This window comes from Sphingomonas sp. CARO-RG-8B-R24-01, from assembly GCF_022662295.1.
Classification (GTDB): domain Bacteria; phylum Pseudomonadota; class Alphaproteobacteria; order Sphingomonadales; family Sphingomonadaceae; genus Sphingomonas.
The window spans coordinates 383,409-400,174 of the sequence record NZ_JAKNQI010000001.1; the positions used below are offsets into that span (position 1 = coordinate 383,409).

General features: G+C 67.0%; 15 protein-coding genes and 1 other RNA gene. 1 reads left to right on the forward strand and 15 read right to left on the reverse strand.

What is annotated here, in order from left to right; all coding sequences use genetic code 11:
- Positions 1-42: 42 nt before the first annotated feature.
- From L8G49_RS01760 to L8G49_RS01795, 8 genes are all read right to left on the reverse strand, one after another.
- Positions 43-282 carry a hypothetical protein gene (locus tag L8G49_RS01760; protein WP_242182076.1) on the reverse strand — a complete coding sequence of 80 codons (240 nt, stop codon included), beginning with the start codon at positions 280-282 and terminating at the stop codon, positions 43-45.
- Positions 283-353: 71 nt separating this feature from the next.
- Positions 354-677 (reverse strand): YbaB/EbfC family nucleoid-associated protein, encoded by a 324-nt coding sequence (locus tag L8G49_RS01765; RefSeq protein ID WP_010164225.1) that lies wholly within the window; start codon positions 675-677, stop codon positions 354-356.
- Complete coding sequence (locus tag L8G49_RS01770) at positions 674-2,341, reverse strand: DNA polymerase III subunit gamma/tau (protein ID WP_242182078.1); 1,668 nt, start codon at positions 2,339-2,341, stop codon at positions 674-676. Before L8G49_RS01770 ends, L8G49_RS01765 begins: the two co-directional genes overlap by 4 nt.
- Positions 2,342-2,417: 76 nt before the next feature.
- Positions 2,418-2,515: signal recognition particle sRNA small type (gene ffs / locus L8G49_RS01775), an RNA gene on the reverse strand.
- A gap of 38 nt (positions 2,516-2,553) precedes the next feature.
- On the reverse strand, positions 2,554-2,772 hold the full coding sequence (locus tag L8G49_RS01780; protein ID WP_242137256.1) for a hypothetical protein: 219 nt from the start codon (positions 2,770-2,772) through the stop codon (positions 2,554-2,556).
- Positions 2,773-2,817: 45 nt separating this feature from the next.
- Complete coding sequence (locus L8G49_RS01785) at positions 2,818-3,150, reverse strand: 2Fe-2S iron-sulfur cluster-binding protein (RefSeq protein ID WP_242182080.1); 333 nt, start codon at positions 3,148-3,150, stop codon at positions 2,818-2,820.
- Positions 3,147-4,235 (reverse strand): cysteine desulfurase family protein, encoded by a 1,089-nt coding sequence (locus L8G49_RS01790; protein ID WP_242182082.1) that lies wholly within the window; start codon positions 4,233-4,235, stop codon positions 3,147-3,149. The genes L8G49_RS01785 and L8G49_RS01790 overlap by 4 nt, the downstream gene beginning before the upstream one ends.
- Positions 4,232-5,332 carry an aminotransferase class V-fold PLP-dependent enzyme gene (locus tag L8G49_RS01795; RefSeq protein ID WP_242182084.1) on the reverse strand — a complete coding sequence of 367 codons (1,101 nt, stop codon included), beginning with the start codon at positions 5,330-5,332 and terminating at the stop codon, positions 4,232-4,234. Before L8G49_RS01795 ends, L8G49_RS01790 begins: the two co-directional genes overlap by 4 nt.
- Positions 5,333-5,455: 123 nt before the next feature.
- Here L8G49_RS01795 and L8G49_RS01800 point away from each other — a divergent pair, with 123 nt between their 5' ends.
- Positions 5,456-6,112: an alpha/beta hydrolase gene (locus tag L8G49_RS01800; protein ID WP_131529191.1), complete on the forward strand. Its 657-nt coding sequence runs from the start codon at positions 5,456-5,458 to the stop codon at positions 6,110-6,112.
- A gap of 254 nt (positions 6,113-6,366) precedes the next feature.
- On the opposite strand, the gene L8G49_RS01805 is transcribed toward L8G49_RS01800, so the two are convergent.
- The 7 genes from L8G49_RS01805 to L8G49_RS01835 form a co-directional block, all read right to left on the reverse strand.
- Positions 6,367-6,999, reverse strand: coding sequence for a glutathione S-transferase (locus L8G49_RS01805; protein ID WP_242137261.1), 633 nt, complete (start codon positions 6,997-6,999; stop codon positions 6,367-6,369).
- Between the two features lie 237 nt (positions 7,000-7,236).
- Positions 7,237-8,337 carry a recombinase RecA gene (gene recA / locus L8G49_RS01810; protein WP_277923006.1) on the reverse strand — a complete coding sequence of 367 codons (1,101 nt, stop codon included), beginning with the start codon at positions 8,335-8,337 and terminating at the stop codon, positions 7,237-7,239.
- A gap of 179 nt (positions 8,338-8,516) precedes the next feature.
- Positions 8,517-9,527, reverse strand: a complete 1,011-nt coding sequence (locus L8G49_RS01815) for an SDR family oxidoreductase (protein WP_277923007.1) — start codon at positions 9,525-9,527, stop codon at positions 8,517-8,519.
- A 125-nt stretch (positions 9,528-9,652) separates the two neighbouring features.
- A complete protein-coding gene (locus L8G49_RS01820; RefSeq protein ID WP_242182086.1) occupies positions 9,653-10,006 on the reverse strand; it encodes a response regulator in 354 nt (117 codons plus the stop codon).
- Between the two features lie 38 nt (positions 10,007-10,044).
- Positions 10,045-12,468 carry a response regulator gene (locus tag L8G49_RS01825; RefSeq protein ID WP_242182087.1) on the reverse strand — a complete coding sequence of 808 codons (2,424 nt, stop codon included), beginning with the start codon at positions 12,466-12,468 and terminating at the stop codon, positions 10,045-10,047.
- Between the two features lie 127 nt (positions 12,469-12,595).
- Positions 12,596-14,650 (reverse strand): M13 family metallopeptidase, encoded by a 2,055-nt coding sequence (locus tag L8G49_RS01830; protein ID WP_242182088.1) that lies wholly within the window; start codon positions 14,648-14,650, stop codon positions 12,596-12,598.
- Between the two features lie 32 nt (positions 14,651-14,682).
- Positions 14,683-16,740, reverse strand: a complete 2,058-nt coding sequence (locus L8G49_RS01835; RefSeq protein ID WP_242137265.1) for a M13-type metalloendopeptidase — start codon at positions 16,738-16,740, stop codon at positions 14,683-14,685.
- Between the last annotated feature and the right edge of the window lie 26 nt (positions 16,741-16,766).

Genomic DNA, 16,766 nt, shown 5'->3' on the forward strand with positions numbered 1-16,766 from the left:
CGCTAGTTTCTAAGTCCCTGGCCGGGGAAGAAACGACCATACTCAGTTCCCGTCGGTCGCCTTCTGGGCGCTATCGCCGACTTTCTTCGCACTATCGCCGACGTCCTTGGCCGCGCCGGAAATCGCATCGGTCCGGATGTTGTCATTCTGGCTGCGGTTGAACAGATAGAATGCCCCGACGACGACCGCGATCAGCAGGACGATCCCGATCAAAATCCCCGCCCCGCTCCCGCGGCGTTCGATGACGGTCGTGTGCGGGGTCTCTGTCACATTGTCGCTCATGCCAATCCTCCTGTTTTGCACCTGGAGAAAGAACACAAGCAACGTCAGTTAGTTCCGGAGCCGAACCGACCTCAGAACGGCAGCTTGAAGCCGGGCGGCAGCGGAATGCCGCTGGTCATCTTGGCCATTTCCGCGCCCGATGCCGCATCCGCCTTCGCCTTGGCGTCGTTGAACGCCGCGACGACGAGGTCCTCGACCATCTGCTTCTCGCTCGGCTGGAGCAGCGATTCGTCGATGGTGATCCCGATGATCCGGCCCTTGGCCGAGGCCTGAACCTTGACCAGCCCGCCGCCAGCAGCACCCTCGACCTCGATCTTGTCGAGCCCGTCCTGCGCCTTGGCCAGCTCGTTCTGGACGTTCTGCGCCATCGCCATGATGTCTTCGATACTGTTCATGCACTCATGCTCCGTTGCGCCGCCAACAGGCGGTCGATTTCGGTTTCGGGTAAGCTCGCGTCGGGGAACGCTTCAAGCGCCGCGGCGATCACCGGGGTCGCAAGAATTTCCGCCTTGAACGCCTCGCGCCTTGCGGCTTCCGCCTCGCGGATCGTCGGCGCACCCACGGTCGGCGCGGTGGTGATCCGCCACATCCGCCCGGTAATCTGCTTGAGCGACGCGCCAAGCTCGCCGATCAGGTCGCTCGGCAAGGGCCGCGACGAACTCAGCACCAGCTCGACATCGACGATGCTGATCATGCTGGCGTGATGCACGAGCCGCGACGCGAGCGCGAGCTGGCCCGCCGATTCGAGCAACGTGACGATCGCCTCGATGGACTGCGGCATGGCGGCGGCGACGGGTTCGCTCGGCGCAGGCGCGGGCGCGATGGGCGCGGCAACGACTGGCGGCGCACCGTTCTGGATCATCCGCGCCAGCTCGCCCGGATCGGGGAGCGTCGATGCGTGGACCAGACGCAACAGCGCCATCTCGCACGCCTCGATCGGCAGCGCGGCACGCCCGACCTCCTCATGCCCCTTGAGCAGGAGCTGCCACAAGCGGTGCAGCGCGGCGAACGACAACGACGCGCCCCATTCCTCCAATGCCGTCCGTTCCTCGGTCGCCTGCCCCGCCTCGGCGGCCGCCCCAAGCTTGACGAGCGTCGTCGCATGGACCGTCTCGAGCAACCCGCGCAGCACGCCCAGCGGATCGACTCCGAGGTCATATTGCCGCCGCAACGCCGCCAACGCGCCGAGCGCATCGCCCGCAAGCAGCAACGCCATCATGTCGCGAATTGCACCGCGATCGGACAGGCCCAGCATGTCGCGCACCGCGGCCGCGTTGACCTGCCCACCCTCCATGTCGGCATGCGCGATCGCCTGGTCGAGGATCGACAGGCCGTCGCGCGCCGAACCTTCCGCCGCGCGCGCGATCAGCCCGAGCGCCTCGGGTTCCGCCGAAACGCCCTCGGCCTCGACCACCCGCGCGAAATGGTCCGCGAGCTTTTCCGCCGGGATGCGGCGCAGGTCGAACCGCTGGCAGCGCGACAGCACCGTCACCGGCACCTTGTTGACCTCGGTCGTCGCGAGCACGAACTTCACGCCTTCGGCCGGCTCCTCCAGTGTCTTCAGCAGCGCGTTGAACGCGTTCTTCGACAGCATGTGGACTTCGTCGATGATGTAGATCTTGTAGCGCGCGACGAACGCGGTCATTCGCGACGCGTCGATCACCGCGCGCATGTCGTCGACGCCGGTGTGGCTCGCGGCGTCCATCTCGATCACGTCGATGTGCCGCCCCTCGGCGATCCCGACGCACGGTTCGCACACGCCGCACGGGTCGATCGTCGGGCCGCCCGTTCCGTCCGGGCCGATGCAGTTGAGCGCCTTCGCCAGCAACCGCGCGGTCGACGTCTTGCCGACCCCACGGACGCCCGTCAGCAGGAACGCATGCGCAAGCCGCTGGCGGCGGATCGCATTGCCAAGCGTCGTCACCATCGCATCCTGCCCGATCAACTCGGCAAAGGTCTGCGGGCGATATTTGCGTGCGAGGACGCGATACGCGTCCTTGGCAACGGGCTGCGGCGGTGCGGCCAGGTCGAAGCCGGGAGGGTCGATGGAGTCGGACATTGCCGTCTATCTAGAGCGGCAGCGCGCGCGATGTAAGGGTAAGGTTTGCGGCGGAGCGAGCACTCTACGCCATGGCAGCGGTGGGAGCCGGAACGACCCGCAGCGAAATCGTTGTGGCTGCTGCCTTCCGGCCCTGACCAAGTTGGCGACGACTACGTCCGCCCGACTCCCGCGCTGCCTATGGCGGGGTCGGGCGGAAGGATCAAGAGGCCTTAGCGGCGGACCGTCCGGCAGATGCGCACGCGGCGATGATCGCGACGCTCCATCCGGCAGACCTGGCGCGACCGGTAGGCGGGGCGATGACGGTCGACGTGCACGGTCCGGGTGACGACACGGTCGCGGCGATCATGCCGATCCTGGGCGCTGGCACCGGTCGGCGCGAGGGCGCTGGCAGCGATCAGGCCGGCAGACAGCAAAGCGATGAATTTCATGGGTATCTCCTTCGTGCGTACTCAAGTGGCACGGGAGCGTAATGATCAGCGGCGTTGCATGTTCCGTGATTCGGCCGGAATGGCCACAGTTATTTGATCCATGTTGTCTTCCAAGCGGATCTGGCACGCCAATCGACTTGTACGTGTCGCCCCCGTCGCCAAATCAAGCATGTCCTCTTCTTCCGCACTCGCCGGCGGCAGATCGTCGAAATTGGCCGCCGAAACGATGACATGGCAGGTCGAGCAGGCCATCTGACCTTCGCATGTTCCTTCCAGCGGCTGTCCGTCCGCCTGGGCAACCTCCAGCAGACTATCACCAGCATGCGCCATCACCTCGCGTATTGCGCCATCGCGCCCGACGAAACGCACCCGGATCATGCCGCGATCCTCTGCCCATCCGCTGCGGCGACGATCCGACCGATCGCGTCCACCAGCTCGGATACGCGCGTATAGCGCCCGAACCCGATCCGGATACTGGTTCGCGCCGCCCCGTCGCTCAGCCCGATCGCGCGCAGGACATGGCTCGATCTTCCCGACCCGCTCGCGCAGGCGGAGCCCGCCGAAAAGGCGACATCGCGCAGGTCCGACATCAACCGCGCGACGTCCAGTCCATCGCGCCGGATGTTGAGGTTGCCGTGATAGCGCCGGTCGAGCGCGCCGTTGAGGTGCCACCCCGACAGCCGCTCGGTCGCGCTGCGCCACAGGGCCTCGACCGTCGCCGCGTCGGTGTCGCGCATCTCGAACATCAGTCGCGCCGCCGCCCCGAACCCCGCGCACAGCGCGGGCGACAGCGTCCCCGACCGGCCAAGCGCCTCCTGCCCGCCGCCATATAGCAGCGGCGCCAGCCGGACGCCGTCGCGGACCCACAGCGCACCGATCCCCTTGGGGCCGTAGATCTTGTGCGCCGAAACGGCGACGAGATCGCACGGCGAGGGAATGGACACGCGGCCATAGCCCTGCACCGCATCGCACAGGAAGAGCGCGCCCGCGGCGTGCGCCAGCTCGGCGAGCGCGGCAATCGGCTGGATCACGCCGATCTCGTTATTGACCAGCATGGCGGCGACGAGCCCGGTGCCCGGCACGATCGCCGCACGGGCGGCCTCGAGATCCACCAGCCCGTCCGCGCCGACCGGCAGCACGGTCACGGACCGCCCCTGCGCCACCATCGCAGCGACCGTGTCGAGCACCGCGGCATGTTCGGTAGCGAGCGTGACGATCGGCCCTGACGTCCCCTGGATCGCCCAGTTGAGCGCCTCGGTCGCGCCACTGGTAAAGGCGACCTGCCCGCCCCCGCCGAATGCTGCCGCAACCGCGGCGCGCGCCACTTCGACCGCAGCCTTGGCCTTGCGGCCCGGGGCGTGGGGCGAATGGGGGTTGGCATGCTGGTCGCGCAGCCACGGTAGCATCGCTTCCAATGCTTCGGGCGCAAGCGGCGTCGTGGCCTGATAATCGAGGTAAGTCATGCCGCCCCCGCAAGATCGATCCCACCGACCGAACGCACGATCCTGCGCCATTCCGCGATGAAGCGATCGACGTCGGCTGCCCGCGTTCCACGCCCGAAGCTGACCCGGATCACCTCGCGCGCGGCGTCCACGGTCCAGCCCATCGCCGCGAGAACGTGGCTCGGCTTCATGCTCCCCGACGAACAGGCGCTTCCCGCCGACACCGCGATCCCCGCCATGTCGAAGCGGATGAGCTGCGTGGCGGCGGCAAGCCCGGGCATGCGGTAGGAACCGATCGCGGGATGCCGCTCTGCCCCTCGAGCAACGATCTCGCCGCCCGACCGGAGGACCGCATCCTCGAGCCGCGCGCGCAACGGGGCCAGCGCCGCCACAGGCTCGGGCTCCGCCAGCGCGGCGGCATAGCCGATCGCGCCCGGGACGTTCTCGGTCCCGCCCCGATAGCCGCGCTCCTGACCCCCCGTCGGGGCGAGCGTGGCGAAATCCCGCACCAGCAGCGCGCCGACCCCCGGCGGACCGCCGCGCTTGTGCGCGGAGAGCGCGACGAAATCGGCATGCTCGGCGACATGGGGGTCCGCACCGGCGGGCATTTGCGCGGCGTCGACCAGCAGCAACCCGCCCGCTGCATGGACTTGCTCGGCGATGGCCGCGACCGGCTGGCGCACTCCGGTCTCGCTATTGGCCCATTGCACCGCGACCAGCGCGGCGTTGCCGTCGCCGTCGCCGTCGAGCAACACGGCGAGCGCAGCCGGATCGACGCGTCCCAGCGAGTCGACCGGAATGGTCTGCGCATCGGGGGCGGCGCGAATCACCGCATCATGTTCGACCGCCGTCACCAGCCGGCGCAGCGGCGTCGCGCGTCCCAGCGCGATCGCCAGCGCCTCGCTCGCCCCGCTGGTCAGCAACGTCTCGCCAGGCCAGCCATAAGCGGTCGCGATGCCGCGCCGTGCCGCCTCCAACGCCGCGCGCGCCGCCCGGCCCTCGGCATGCGGCGACGACGGGTTCGCCCAGAGCGACATCGCGCGCGCCACCGCGTCCGCCGCGTTCGGCAGGATCGGTGTGGTCGCGGCATGGTCGAGGTACAGGCGTTCGGGCGTCATCGGCATGGCAATCGGCGGTTCGCGGCAATCATTGCGCAGACGTGCGCCATCATTGTATAGCGCACAACTCCTTGCGTGACCCTTCGGGGCGTGCTCCCCAGATATTCCTTGTCAGCAGGTCCGATGCCAGAAGTCATTTTCCCCGGCCCCGACGGTCGTCTCGAAGGCCGTTTCGCTCCCGCATCGCGCCCACGGGCGCCGGTCGCGATGATCCTCCATCCGCATCCGCAGGCGGGCGGCACGATGAACAACCATATCGTGATGGAGCTCTACAAGACCTTCCAGCGCCGCGGGTTCGCGACGTTGCGCTTCAACTTCCGCGGTGTCGGCAAGAGCCAGGGGACGTTCGACAACGGCGTCGGCGAACTGTCCGACGCGGCGAGCGCGCTCGACTGGGTGCAGAGTTTCCATCCCGAGGCGCAGACCACCTGGATCGCGGGCGTCAGCTTCGGCGCGTGGATCGGGATGCAGCTGCTGATGCGCCGCCCGGAGATCCGCGGCTTCATCTCGGTCGCGCCGCCCGCGAACATGTACGACTTCACGTTCCTGGCGCCATGCCCGGCAAGCGGCATCATCATCCAGGGCGAGGCCGACGAGGTCGCGACCCCGGCCGCGACCCAGAAGCTGGTCGACAAGCTGCGGACGCAGAAGCACATCACGATCCATCACGACACGATCCCCAAGGCCAACCATTTCTTCGAGCATGAAATGCCGCAGCTGATGGGGTCGGTGGACAAGTATCTCGACATGCGTCTGGACCCGAACTCGCCGATCCGCTGATCAGGAAGGGCGGGGGCAGGTTCCTGCTAAGTGCGGGAGGGAATCACGCACTCCCCCCCGGCGCAGGCCGGACCCAAGCGCGAGTCCAACGCAAGGGGGCGTTGGCGCTTCGTTACCCCGGGCATCGCGATTGGGCCCCGGCCTTCGCCGGGGAGGCGCCCGTCGGGGGTATCCGCGCCCCTTCGAATCCGTCACCCCGGGCCCATCCTTCGACGAACCCGGGATGTCGGCGCGGTCAGTCCTTGCTCCCAAAATCATGCGTAGGCGTAGGGACCGCCTTTTTCGAGCGCGACCTGATACGCCGGGCGCGCATGGATCTTGTCGAGCCACGCGATCGTCGCCGGGCGCGACTCGTCGAGCCCAGCCCGGCTGCGCGCGGCCTCGAGCGGGAAGCTCATCATGATGTCGGCGCCACTGATCTGATCGCCGGCGAACCAGGGACGGCTGGCAAGCTCGCTTTCGACATAGTCGAGATGAACGTCGATCATCGGCTGAATCCGCTTGGCAGCGGTCTTGCCGATCACCGGAATGCGGTTGAGCACGAGCAGCAGCAACAGCGGCGGCATCATCGATCCTTCCGCATAATGCAGATACTGGCGATAGCGCAGCGTGTCGTCGCGGTGCGCGGGCGGACCCATCCGGCCGTCGGCGCGCTCGACGATATAATCGACGATCGCGCCGGTCTCGATGATCACGCGCCCCGCATCGGTGTCCTGGAGGACCGGCGACTTGCCGAGCGGGTGAATCTTCTTGAGCTCCGGCGGCGCAAGCATCGTCGTCTTGTCGCGCTCGTAGCGGACGATCTCATAGGGCAGCGACAGTTCCTCGAGCAGCCACAGGATCCGCTGTGACCGGGAATTTTCGAGGTGATGGACGATCAGCGTCATGAGCTTCTCCGGAGAAGGGCGGTCGGGTGCTTGCGCAAACGCGGAGCGTCGCAGGAAAGTCTCACCATCCTAGCTCGCCCGACCAGCGCCGGCCATCCATAACCATGAAAGGCCCGCCATCGCGGGCGGGCCTTCCCAGGGTGTTCGACGGCATGACCAGCCGCCCCGTAGAAGAGGACGTACGGCGTGCACGCCGCGTCCCCTGCCCCGCCCGCCAACCGACGGCCGGAGCGAACATCACATCTCGTCGTCGCCGTCGACATCGTCGGGCTCGGGGCCCGCCATCATTTCCTCGGCGACCTTGTCGGTCCGCGTGCGGATCGCCTTCTCCAGACGATCGCTCATCTCGACATTGTTCTTGAGGAAGGTCTTGGCGTTCTCGCGACCCTGCCCGATGCGGACGCTGTCGTAGGAGAACCAGGCGCCTGACTTCTCGACCAGCCCGGCCTTCACGCCGAGATCGAGGATCTCGCCGATCTTCGACACGCCCTGCCCGTACATGATGTCGAACTCGACCTGCTTGAACGGCGGCGCGACCTTGTTCTTGACGACCTTGACCCGCGTCGTGTTGCCGATGATCTCCTCGCGGTCCTTGATCTGCCCGGTACGACGGATGTCGAGACGGACCGACGCGTAGAATTTCAGCGCGTTGCCGCCGGTGGTCGTCTCAGGGTTGCCGTACATCACGCCGATCTTCATGCGCAGCTGGTTGATGAAGATCACCATGCAGCGCGACCGGCTGATCGACCCCGTCAGCTTCCGCAGCGACTGCGACATCAGACGCGCCTGCAGGCCGACGTGGCTGTCGCCCATCTCGCCCTCGATTTCGGCGCGCGGCACGAGTGCCGCAACCGAATCGACCACCAGCACGTCGATTGCGTTCGAGCGCACCAGCGTATCGACGATCTCGAGCGCCTGCTCGCCGGTGTCGGGCTGCGACACGATCAGCTCGTCGATGTTGACGCCGAGCTTCTTGGCATAGACCGGGTCGAGCGCATGCTCGGCATCGACGAACGCCGCCGTGCCGCCGCCCTTCTGCGCCTCGGCGATCACGTGGAGCGCAAGCGTCGTCTTGCCCGAGCTTTCCGGCCCGTAAATCTCGATCACGCGCCCGCGCGGCAGACCGCCGACACCCAGCGCGATGTCGAGACCGAGCGAGCCGGTCGAGATCACTTCGACCTGCATCGTCTGCTTCGAGCCGAGCTTCATCGCCGAGCCCTTGCCGAACGCGCGATCGATCTGTGCCAGCGCTGCCTCGAGCGCCTTGGCGCGCTCTCCGCTCGCCTTATCCGTGGATGCCGCCATTTTGCTGTCGATCACTTTCAACGAAACCGCCATTGGAGCCTCCCGCTAGACCGAACGCCCAGCGCGTTCAATGCATGGTGGCTATGTACTTTGTTTGTTCGTGCGGAACAAGAGGCGAACGGAATAATTCGGGAGGGCCGCTACGTCGTCAATCCGGCGGCGCTCCCCGACCGTCACCCCGGCCTATGCCGGGGTGACGGCAACTCAACGTGTTACGGCAGGCCGTTACCCCCCGCTGCGCCATAGACGTGGCCCGTGGTGTAGCTCGACCCGTTCTCGGCGAGCAGCACGTAGATTCCCGCCAGCTCGCCCGGTTGGCCCGGACGCGCCGCGGGCGTGTCGCCGCCGAAATTCTCGAGCTTCTCCATGGTCGCGCCGCCCGACACCTGCAGCGGAGTCCAGATCGGCCCCGGCGCCACGCCGTTGACGCGAATGCCCTTGGGCGCCAGCTGCTTGCTCAGGCTGCGGACATAGTTGGTGGTCGCGGCCTTGGTCATCGCATAGTCGTACAGATCCTTGGTCGGATCGGTCGCCTGCTCCGAGGTCGTGCCGATGATTACCGAACCCGGCTGAAGATGCGGCAACGCCGCCTTGATAATCCAGAACGGCGCGTAGATGTTGGTCTTCATCGTCCAGTCGAACTGTTCGGTCGAAATGTCGAGGATCGACGCATGCGACTGCTGCCGCCCGGCGTTGCTGACGATGATGTCGAGCCCGCCCAGCTCGCGGATCGCCGTATCGACCAGCTTCTTGCAGAAGGCCTCGCTGCGCAGGTCGCCCGGAATCGCCACGCCCTTGCGGCCCGCCGCGCGGATCAGATCGATCACTTCGCGCGCATCCGCCTCCTCGTCCGGCAGATAGTTGATCGCGACGTCGGCGCCCTCGCGCGCATAGGCGATTGCCGCCGCCCGGCCCATGCCGGAGTCGCCGCCCGTGATCAGAGCCTTGCGTCCGGCCAGTCGGCCGGAGCCACGATAGCTCGTCTCGCCATGGTCGGGCCGTGGGTTCATCTTGCCGGCAAGGCCGGGCCACGGCTGGCTCTGGCGCTGGAACGGCGGCTTCGGCCCGGCGCTGCGCGGGTCCTTGAGACCGGCCGGGGGCGTTCCCTGCGCGGGCGTCTGCGGCTTGCCGAGCGCTGGGGCGGCAGCCGCGGCGGCGGCAATGCCGACCGCGGCACCGCCCACGATTGCGCGGCGCGAAATTCCGTCTTCCTGATTGGCCATGGTTCGTCTCCGTTCAGCGAGGTGATCGCTGGGGAAACTCGCGTTGACCAAAGCGGTTCAGCATCCGCCGCGCTTTGTTACCGTAATCTCGATCAGTATGCACCGCCCGGCAGGCCACGCGAGGATCAGCTGAGCGCGTCGAGCGCCTTGGCCACGCCGTCCATCGTGAACGGCTTCGGCAGGGTCGGCCGGTCCGCCCAGCTTTCCCCGACGCTGTCATGGGACCCGCCGGTCGCGAAAACGAACGGAATGTTGCGGGCGGCAAGCGCTTCGGCGATCGGGAAACTCTTCTCACCGCCGCGCAGGTTGACATCGAGGATCGCGGCGTCGATGCCGCCTGCGTCGACCAGGGCCAGCGCCGAGCCGACGTTATCCGCGCTTCCCGCCAGGGACTTGCCGAGGACATCGAGAAAGTCCTCGATCATCATCGCGATCAGGGGCTCGTCCTCGACGACGAGAATGGATTGTGGAGCACTCATCTCGCCGCCTCTACTCCAGCACGACGACCCGCGCTATCTCATTTTGTTCCTAACACCACGCGCGTCGCTTCTGCAAGTTCCTGCACCGAAAACGGTTTTGCCAAAAACGACACATTGTCGAGATTGATCGACTTGCGCAGCGTCTCCTCGGCATAGCCCGACATGAACAGGATCGGCAGATCCGGATAGCGCGCGCGGGCATGGCGGACCATCGTCGGGCCATCCATCAGCGGCATCATCACGTCGGAGATCAACAGGTCGGGGCGCGGATTGGCCTCCAGCAGTTCGAGCGCGGCCTCCCCGTTTTCGGCGGTCAGCACGGTATAGCCCTGTCGGCTGAGCGCGCGCTCGGCGACCGCCCGCACCATGTCCTCGTCCTCGACCAGCAGGATCGTCCCCGTGCCCCACAGGTCGACCGGCTTTTCGCGCGGCGCGGGGCGCGGCGGGGTCGGTTCGTTGAGCGCGCCCTCGGTATAGACCGGCAGATACATGGTGAAGACCGCCCCCTGCGCGCTGCGCCCGGACGCGTCTCCACTCGGGTCCTTCCGATTTTCCGCGAAGATGTAGCCGCCCGACTGCTTCACGATCCCGTAGACCGTCGACAGGCCGAGACCGGTACCCTTGCCCACCTCCTTGGTGGTGAAGAACGGCTCGAAGATCTTGGGCAGGATTTCGGCCGGGATGCCGCCGCCCGTGTCGCCGATCTCGAGCACCGAATAATCGGCCGGGGGCAGGATGTCGGAGGCCAGCTTGCGCACGTCGGCGGCGGTGACGGCATAGGTCTGGATCGACAACGTTCCCGCGCCGCGCGGATCATGCGTGATCATCGCATCGCGGGCGTTGACCGCCAGGTTGACCACGACCTGTTCGAGCTGCCCCGGATCGGCCCGCACGGGGCTCAGGTTGCGGCCGTGCTTGACCGTCAGCGTCACCGTTTCGCCGAGCAGCCGCTTGAGCAGGTTGGACACTTCGGAAATGACGTCGGGAAGCTGCAAGACCTGCGGACGCAAGGTCTGTTGCCGCGAGAAGGCGAGCAGCTGGCGCGTCAGGCTCGCCGCACGGTTGGAATTGGCGCGGATCTGCTGGATGTCGTCATAATCGCTGTCGCCGGGCGAATGGCGCATCAGCATCAAATCGCAATGGCCGATGATCGCGGTCAGGATATTGTTGAAATCGTGTGCGACACCGCCGGCGAGCTGTCCCACCGCCTGCATCTTGGTGGCCTGCGCGACCTCGCGCTTGAGCCGGGTCTCCTCGCTATTGTCCTTGAGACTGAGCAGCACCGCCGCCTCGCCCAGCCCGCGCGCACCGGCGATCGACAGGGCGACCGGTTCGTCGGGATGGTCCTTGAGCCGGACCGCGAGGTCGGTCGAATGCGTCGCGCCGCCGGCGAAGCGCCGGATCGCGTCCGCGACCACGCCCTTGTCCTCGCGCACCAGCAGGTCGCCGGGATAGAGCGGCGGGCTCGTCGGATCGACCGCGGCGGCGCGGGCGAACGCGTCGTTCATCTGCAGAAAACGCCCGTCGGCACCGATCAGCGCGACACCGAACGGCATCAGCGCGACGAGGCTCTTGATATGCGCGCTCGCGCTTTCGCCGATCGCGGGCTGGCCGCCGTCCTCCTCGTCGATCAGCGCGACGAGCATCGGTGCGTCCTCGCCGTCCAGGAACGGGATCTGGAGCACGCGCAGGGGGTTGCGGGTCATCCCCTCGCGCTCGAACCGCGCCATCCCTTGCGCGTCGGTGATCAGGAACCGCGCGAAATCGCGGCCGAGGATCGGGCTGTCGCCCTCCCCCATGGCGCGCGCGCGCAACACGCGGTTGGCGGCGCGGATCCGGCCGTCGGGATTGATCAACGCGGCCATGATTCCGGCGCCACCAAGACGGTCACCGGTCGGCCCCGCGATGAGCGCCTCCATCGTCCGCGCGAGGTCGAGCCCTTCGCTCCCGCGGAACCGCCATACGAGCAGGTTGCCGTCCTCGCCCGCGCGCGCCACGTCGGCGGTAAGCGACGTACCCTGCGCGATCAGTCGCCCCGCGGTCGCCGCGCCGTCGCGCCACGCGGCACGCCCGGCGGCACTCAGCCGTTCGACCCCGCTCGCGTCGAACGGCAATCCCGGTGGAGTCGGGAAGCCCGCGAACACCGCCTCGTAGCGATCGTTCGCGCACACCAGCCGCCCCGCCCGGTCCGTCACCGCGATCGCATCGGCGCTGCTTTCGGCCAGCGCGCGCGCGACGCTCCAATCGGGTTCGAGCGTGACGTTGGCCGTCGCCGGGAACAAGCGCCGGAACGCCACGAGCGCGCCGCCGAGCACGACCGCCGTCGCGAGAAACGTCGCGGCAAGCGGGACGCTGCCGAGCACGCCCAGAACGATCAGCGCCGCCACGATACCGCAGCCACCCGCGATCAGCAGGGCGGACCGGGCCGGCCGGTCGGAGGTCTGGGTCGGTACGCTTGCCATAAGACCTCGTGTCGAAGCCTCGGGACGAAGCGTCAAGAGTGTAGCGCGGCGGCTCGACCGATGACCGGCCGGGGCTGTCGCCCCGCCCTTCCGCAAACGCATCGCAAGGGCGGGGATACCACGCCTCTTACCAGATGCGCACGCGCTGTTGCGGGGTCAGGTACAATTTCTGTCCCGCCTTCGGATCGAACGCCGCATACCAGGGATCGAGGTTGCGCACGACCCAGGCACGCTGTTCGGACGGACTGTGCGGATCGGTGACGAGTCGCTGCTTCAGGTTCGCCTCGCGGTAGTTGCGCCGCCACACCTGCGCCCAACCGAGATAGAAGCGCTGGTCGCCGGTGAACCCGCCGAGCGTCGGGGCCGTGCGATTGCCCAGCGCGTGATGATAGGCGTCATAAGCGACCGTCAGCCCCGCGAGATCCGCGACATTCTCGCCGAGCGTCAGCGCGCCCTTCACGTGGACGCCGGGGAGCGGCTCGTAGGCGTCATATTCCTTGACCAGCGCATCGGTGCGGCCCTTGAACGCAGCGACGTCGCCCGGCGTCCACCAGTCGGTCAGCTCGCCCCTGGCATTGTACTTGGCGCCCTGGTCGTCGAAATGGTGACTGAGCTCGTGACCGATCACTGCGCCGATCCCGCCGTAATTGACCGCGTCATCGGCGTTGGGATCGAAGAATGGCGGTTGCAGGATGGCAGCCGGGAAGACGATCTCGACCATGCCAAAATTGGCATAGGCGTTTACTTCCATCGGGGTCATGCCCCACTCCCACCGCTGCAGCGGCTTGCCCAGGTGCGATACGTTATACGCTTGCTGCCACTGGTTGGCGCGCCATGCGTTGCCATAGGCGTCGCCGGCGGTGATCTGCAGCCCGGAATAATCCTTCCACTGCGAGGGGTAGCCGATCTTCGGGGTGAAGGCGGCAAGCTTCGCATGCGCCTTTACCTTGGTTTCGGCGGCCATCCAGTCGAGCTTGTCGATCCGCCGGTCCATCGCCGCGATCACGTTCTTGACGAGCTTGTCCGCCGCCGCCTTGGTTTCGGGCGGGAAGTATTTGGCCACGTAGAGTTTGCTGACCTCGTCATCGAGCGCCCCGATCGTGAAGTGGACCGAGCGCTTCCACCGCGCCTCCTGCTCGGGCGTGCCCGACAGGACCGTGCCGTTGAAGGCGAACTGCTCGTCGTCCAGCGCCTTGGGCAGGACGTCGGCATAGCTGTCGAGCGACCGCACGATCAGCTGATCCTGCAACACCCCGATCGGCGCCGCGGCGACTAGGCTGGCGATCCCCGCCACGGCGGTCGGCTGCGCGACGATGACGGTCGGGACGTTCGCGCCGATCCCGCGAAAATAGGTCGGGAACGCAAAGCCCGGCGCGGTCTTGGTCAGATCGGCGACGGTCATCTTGTTATAGGTCTTGGTCGCATCGCGGCTGTCGATGCGGGTCCAGCTGACCTTGGCGATCTCGGTCTCGAACGCGACCAGCGCGGCGGCGCGCGCTGCCGCATTCGGCTCGCCCGCGAGCGTCAGCATCTTGGCGATATGCGCCTGATACGCCGCCTTCTTGTCCGCGAAGCTCGCCTCGAGATAATAATCGCGGTCGGGCATGCCGAGCCCGGACTGCGAGACCGACAGCGCATAGATCTCGGGGTGCTTGTCGTCCTGCCCGACATAGGCGCCGAACGGACCGCCGATCCCCGCTTTGGTCGCCTCCGCGAGCAACGCCGGATAGGCGGCGCGGGATTTCATCGCCTTGATCTTGCCGAGCCACGGCTGGATCGGCGCAAGGCCCTTCGCGTCGATCGCGGGACGATCGAGGTAGGTCGCATAGGCCACGCCGATCTTCGAACGGGGGTCGCGCGCAACGCCCTCGAGGATCGTCCGCGTGCGCGACTCGGACAGGTCCGCGATCAGGTTGAACGCCCCGTAATTCGACTTGTCCGACGGGATCTGCGTCGTTCGCGCCCAGGTTCCGTTCGCGAACGTGTAAAAATTGTCGCCCGGCGCGACCGACCGGTCCATTCCCGCCGCGTCGAAGCCGAAGCTGCCGAACTGCGGCTTGCCCGCGGCGGCGGCGGGTGCCGTCGCCGGGTCGGCGGGTGCTGTCTGAGCGGCACCGCCCGTTGCAAGGGCGACCGCCACCGCCCCGGCCGAAGCCAGGGCGAGACCGTATATAACCTTCATCTCCACTCTCCGAACAGACTCGTTTCCGTGTATTACCAGACCCGTACGCGGTCAGCCGGCGCAAGGTACATCGTGTCGCCGGGCTTCGCGCCGAACGCCTTGTACCAGGCATCGACGTTGCGCACTTCGGCGGTGCGGAACGGACCCGGCGAGTGCGGATCGCTCAGCAATTGCGAGCGCAGCGCCGGCTCGCGGAACTTGATCCGCCAGACCTGCGCATAGCCGAGGTAGAAGCGCTGGTCGCCGGTCAGACCGCCGATCACGGGTGCGGGCTTGCCGTTGAGCGAGCGATGATAGGCGTCGTACGCCACCGCAAGCCCGGCAAGATCAGCCATGTTCTCGCCGAGCGTCAAGCCACCCTGAATGTGCTGGCCCGGGATCGGCTCATATGCGTCATATTGCTTGACCAGCTTGTCGGTCAGCGCGGTGAAGCGCTTGACGTCCTCGGGCGTCCACCATTCGGTGAGCTTGCCGGTCGCGTCGAACTTGCGCCCCTGGTCGTCGAAATGGTGGCTGAGCTCATGCCCGATCACCACGCCGATCCCGCCGTAATTCACCGCCGGATCCGCCTTCGCATCGAAGAACGGCGGCTGGAGGATCGCCGCGGGGAAGACGATCTCGTTCATCACCGGATTGGCGTAGGCGTTGATCGTCATCGGGGTCATGCCCCATTCGGTGCGGTCGATCGGCCCGCCCAGCTTGCTGAGGTCGCGCTGATATTCGAACGCGTTGGCGGCGGCGACGTTGGCAACCAGATCGCCCCGGTTGACCTGGAACGCGCTATAGTCGCGCCACTTGCTCGGATAGCCGATCTTGGGGGTAAAGGACGCCAGCTTCTGGTGCGCCTTGACCTTGGTTTCGGGCGCCATCCATTCGAGCTTGTCGAGCCGCTGGCCCATCGCCGCGATGATGTTCCGGACGAGCTGGTCCGCCGCGCTCTTCGATTCCGGGGGGAAATATTGCGCGACATACTGCTGGCCGACATCCTCGCCAAGCGCGTTGCTGACGGTCGCGACGCCGCGCTTCCAGCGGGGCTGTTGCTGCGGCGCGCCCGACAGGACCGTGCCGTAGAAAGCGAAGTTGGTCCGGTCGAAGGTCTTCGACAGATACGGCGCATAGGACCGCAGCAGCTTGAGCGTCAGATAATCCTTGAGCAGCGGCAGCGGGGTCTGCTGGAACAGCTGCGCCCCGGCGGCAATGGCGCTCGGCTGGCCGACGATATAGGCGGGCTGCTGCGCGACGCCGAGCGCGGTCTGATACTCGGTCCACGGGAAGCCGGGTGCCTTGGCGGCGAAGTCCGCCGCCGTCCATTTGTTATACCCCTTGTCGGCGTCGCGCGACTCGATCCGGGTCCAGTGCCCGGTCGCGATCCGCGTCTCGAAGGCGACGACCGCGGCGGCGCGCGCCTCGGCATCGGGCTCGCCGACCAGCGTCAGCATCTTGGCGAGATAGGCCTGATAGGCGGCCTTGGTCTCGACCAGCTTGGCGTCGGTCTTGAGGTAATAATCGCGGTCCGGAAGACCGAGGCCGGCCTGCGCCATCTCGACGACATATTGCGTCGGCATCTTGGCATCGATCCCGACGCCGACGCCGAACATCCCGCCGACGCCGCGCCGCTGCAGCTTCGCCATCTCGACCGCCAGCGCGGTCTTGTCGTTGACCGCCTTGATCTCGGCGATCCACGGCTGGATCGGCTTGGCGCCCTTCGCCTCGATCCCGGCCTCGTCCATGTAGCTCGCGTACATGTCGCCGCTCTTGTTGCCGGGCGTCTTCATCGCGGTCTCGAGGATGCCGCGGGTCCGCTCGGTCGACAGATCCTGAAGCACGTTGAACATGCCGAACGCCGCGCGATCCTCCGGGATCGCGGTATTGCGCGCCCAGGTGCCGCCCGCATATTCGGCGAAATTGTCACCCGGCTTCACGGTCTTGTCCATGCCGGCGAGATCCAGGCCGAAATCACCATAGGTCGGCTTGCCCGCGACGGCGGCCGTGGTTGCGGGGGCGGGCGTGGGCGCTGCGCTCTGCGCATAAGCGGCGCCGGCCAGCGCGGCCGAGGTTAGCAACGATACCGCAAAGATCGAACGACGCATGGCAGACCCTTAATAAAGCATGACGA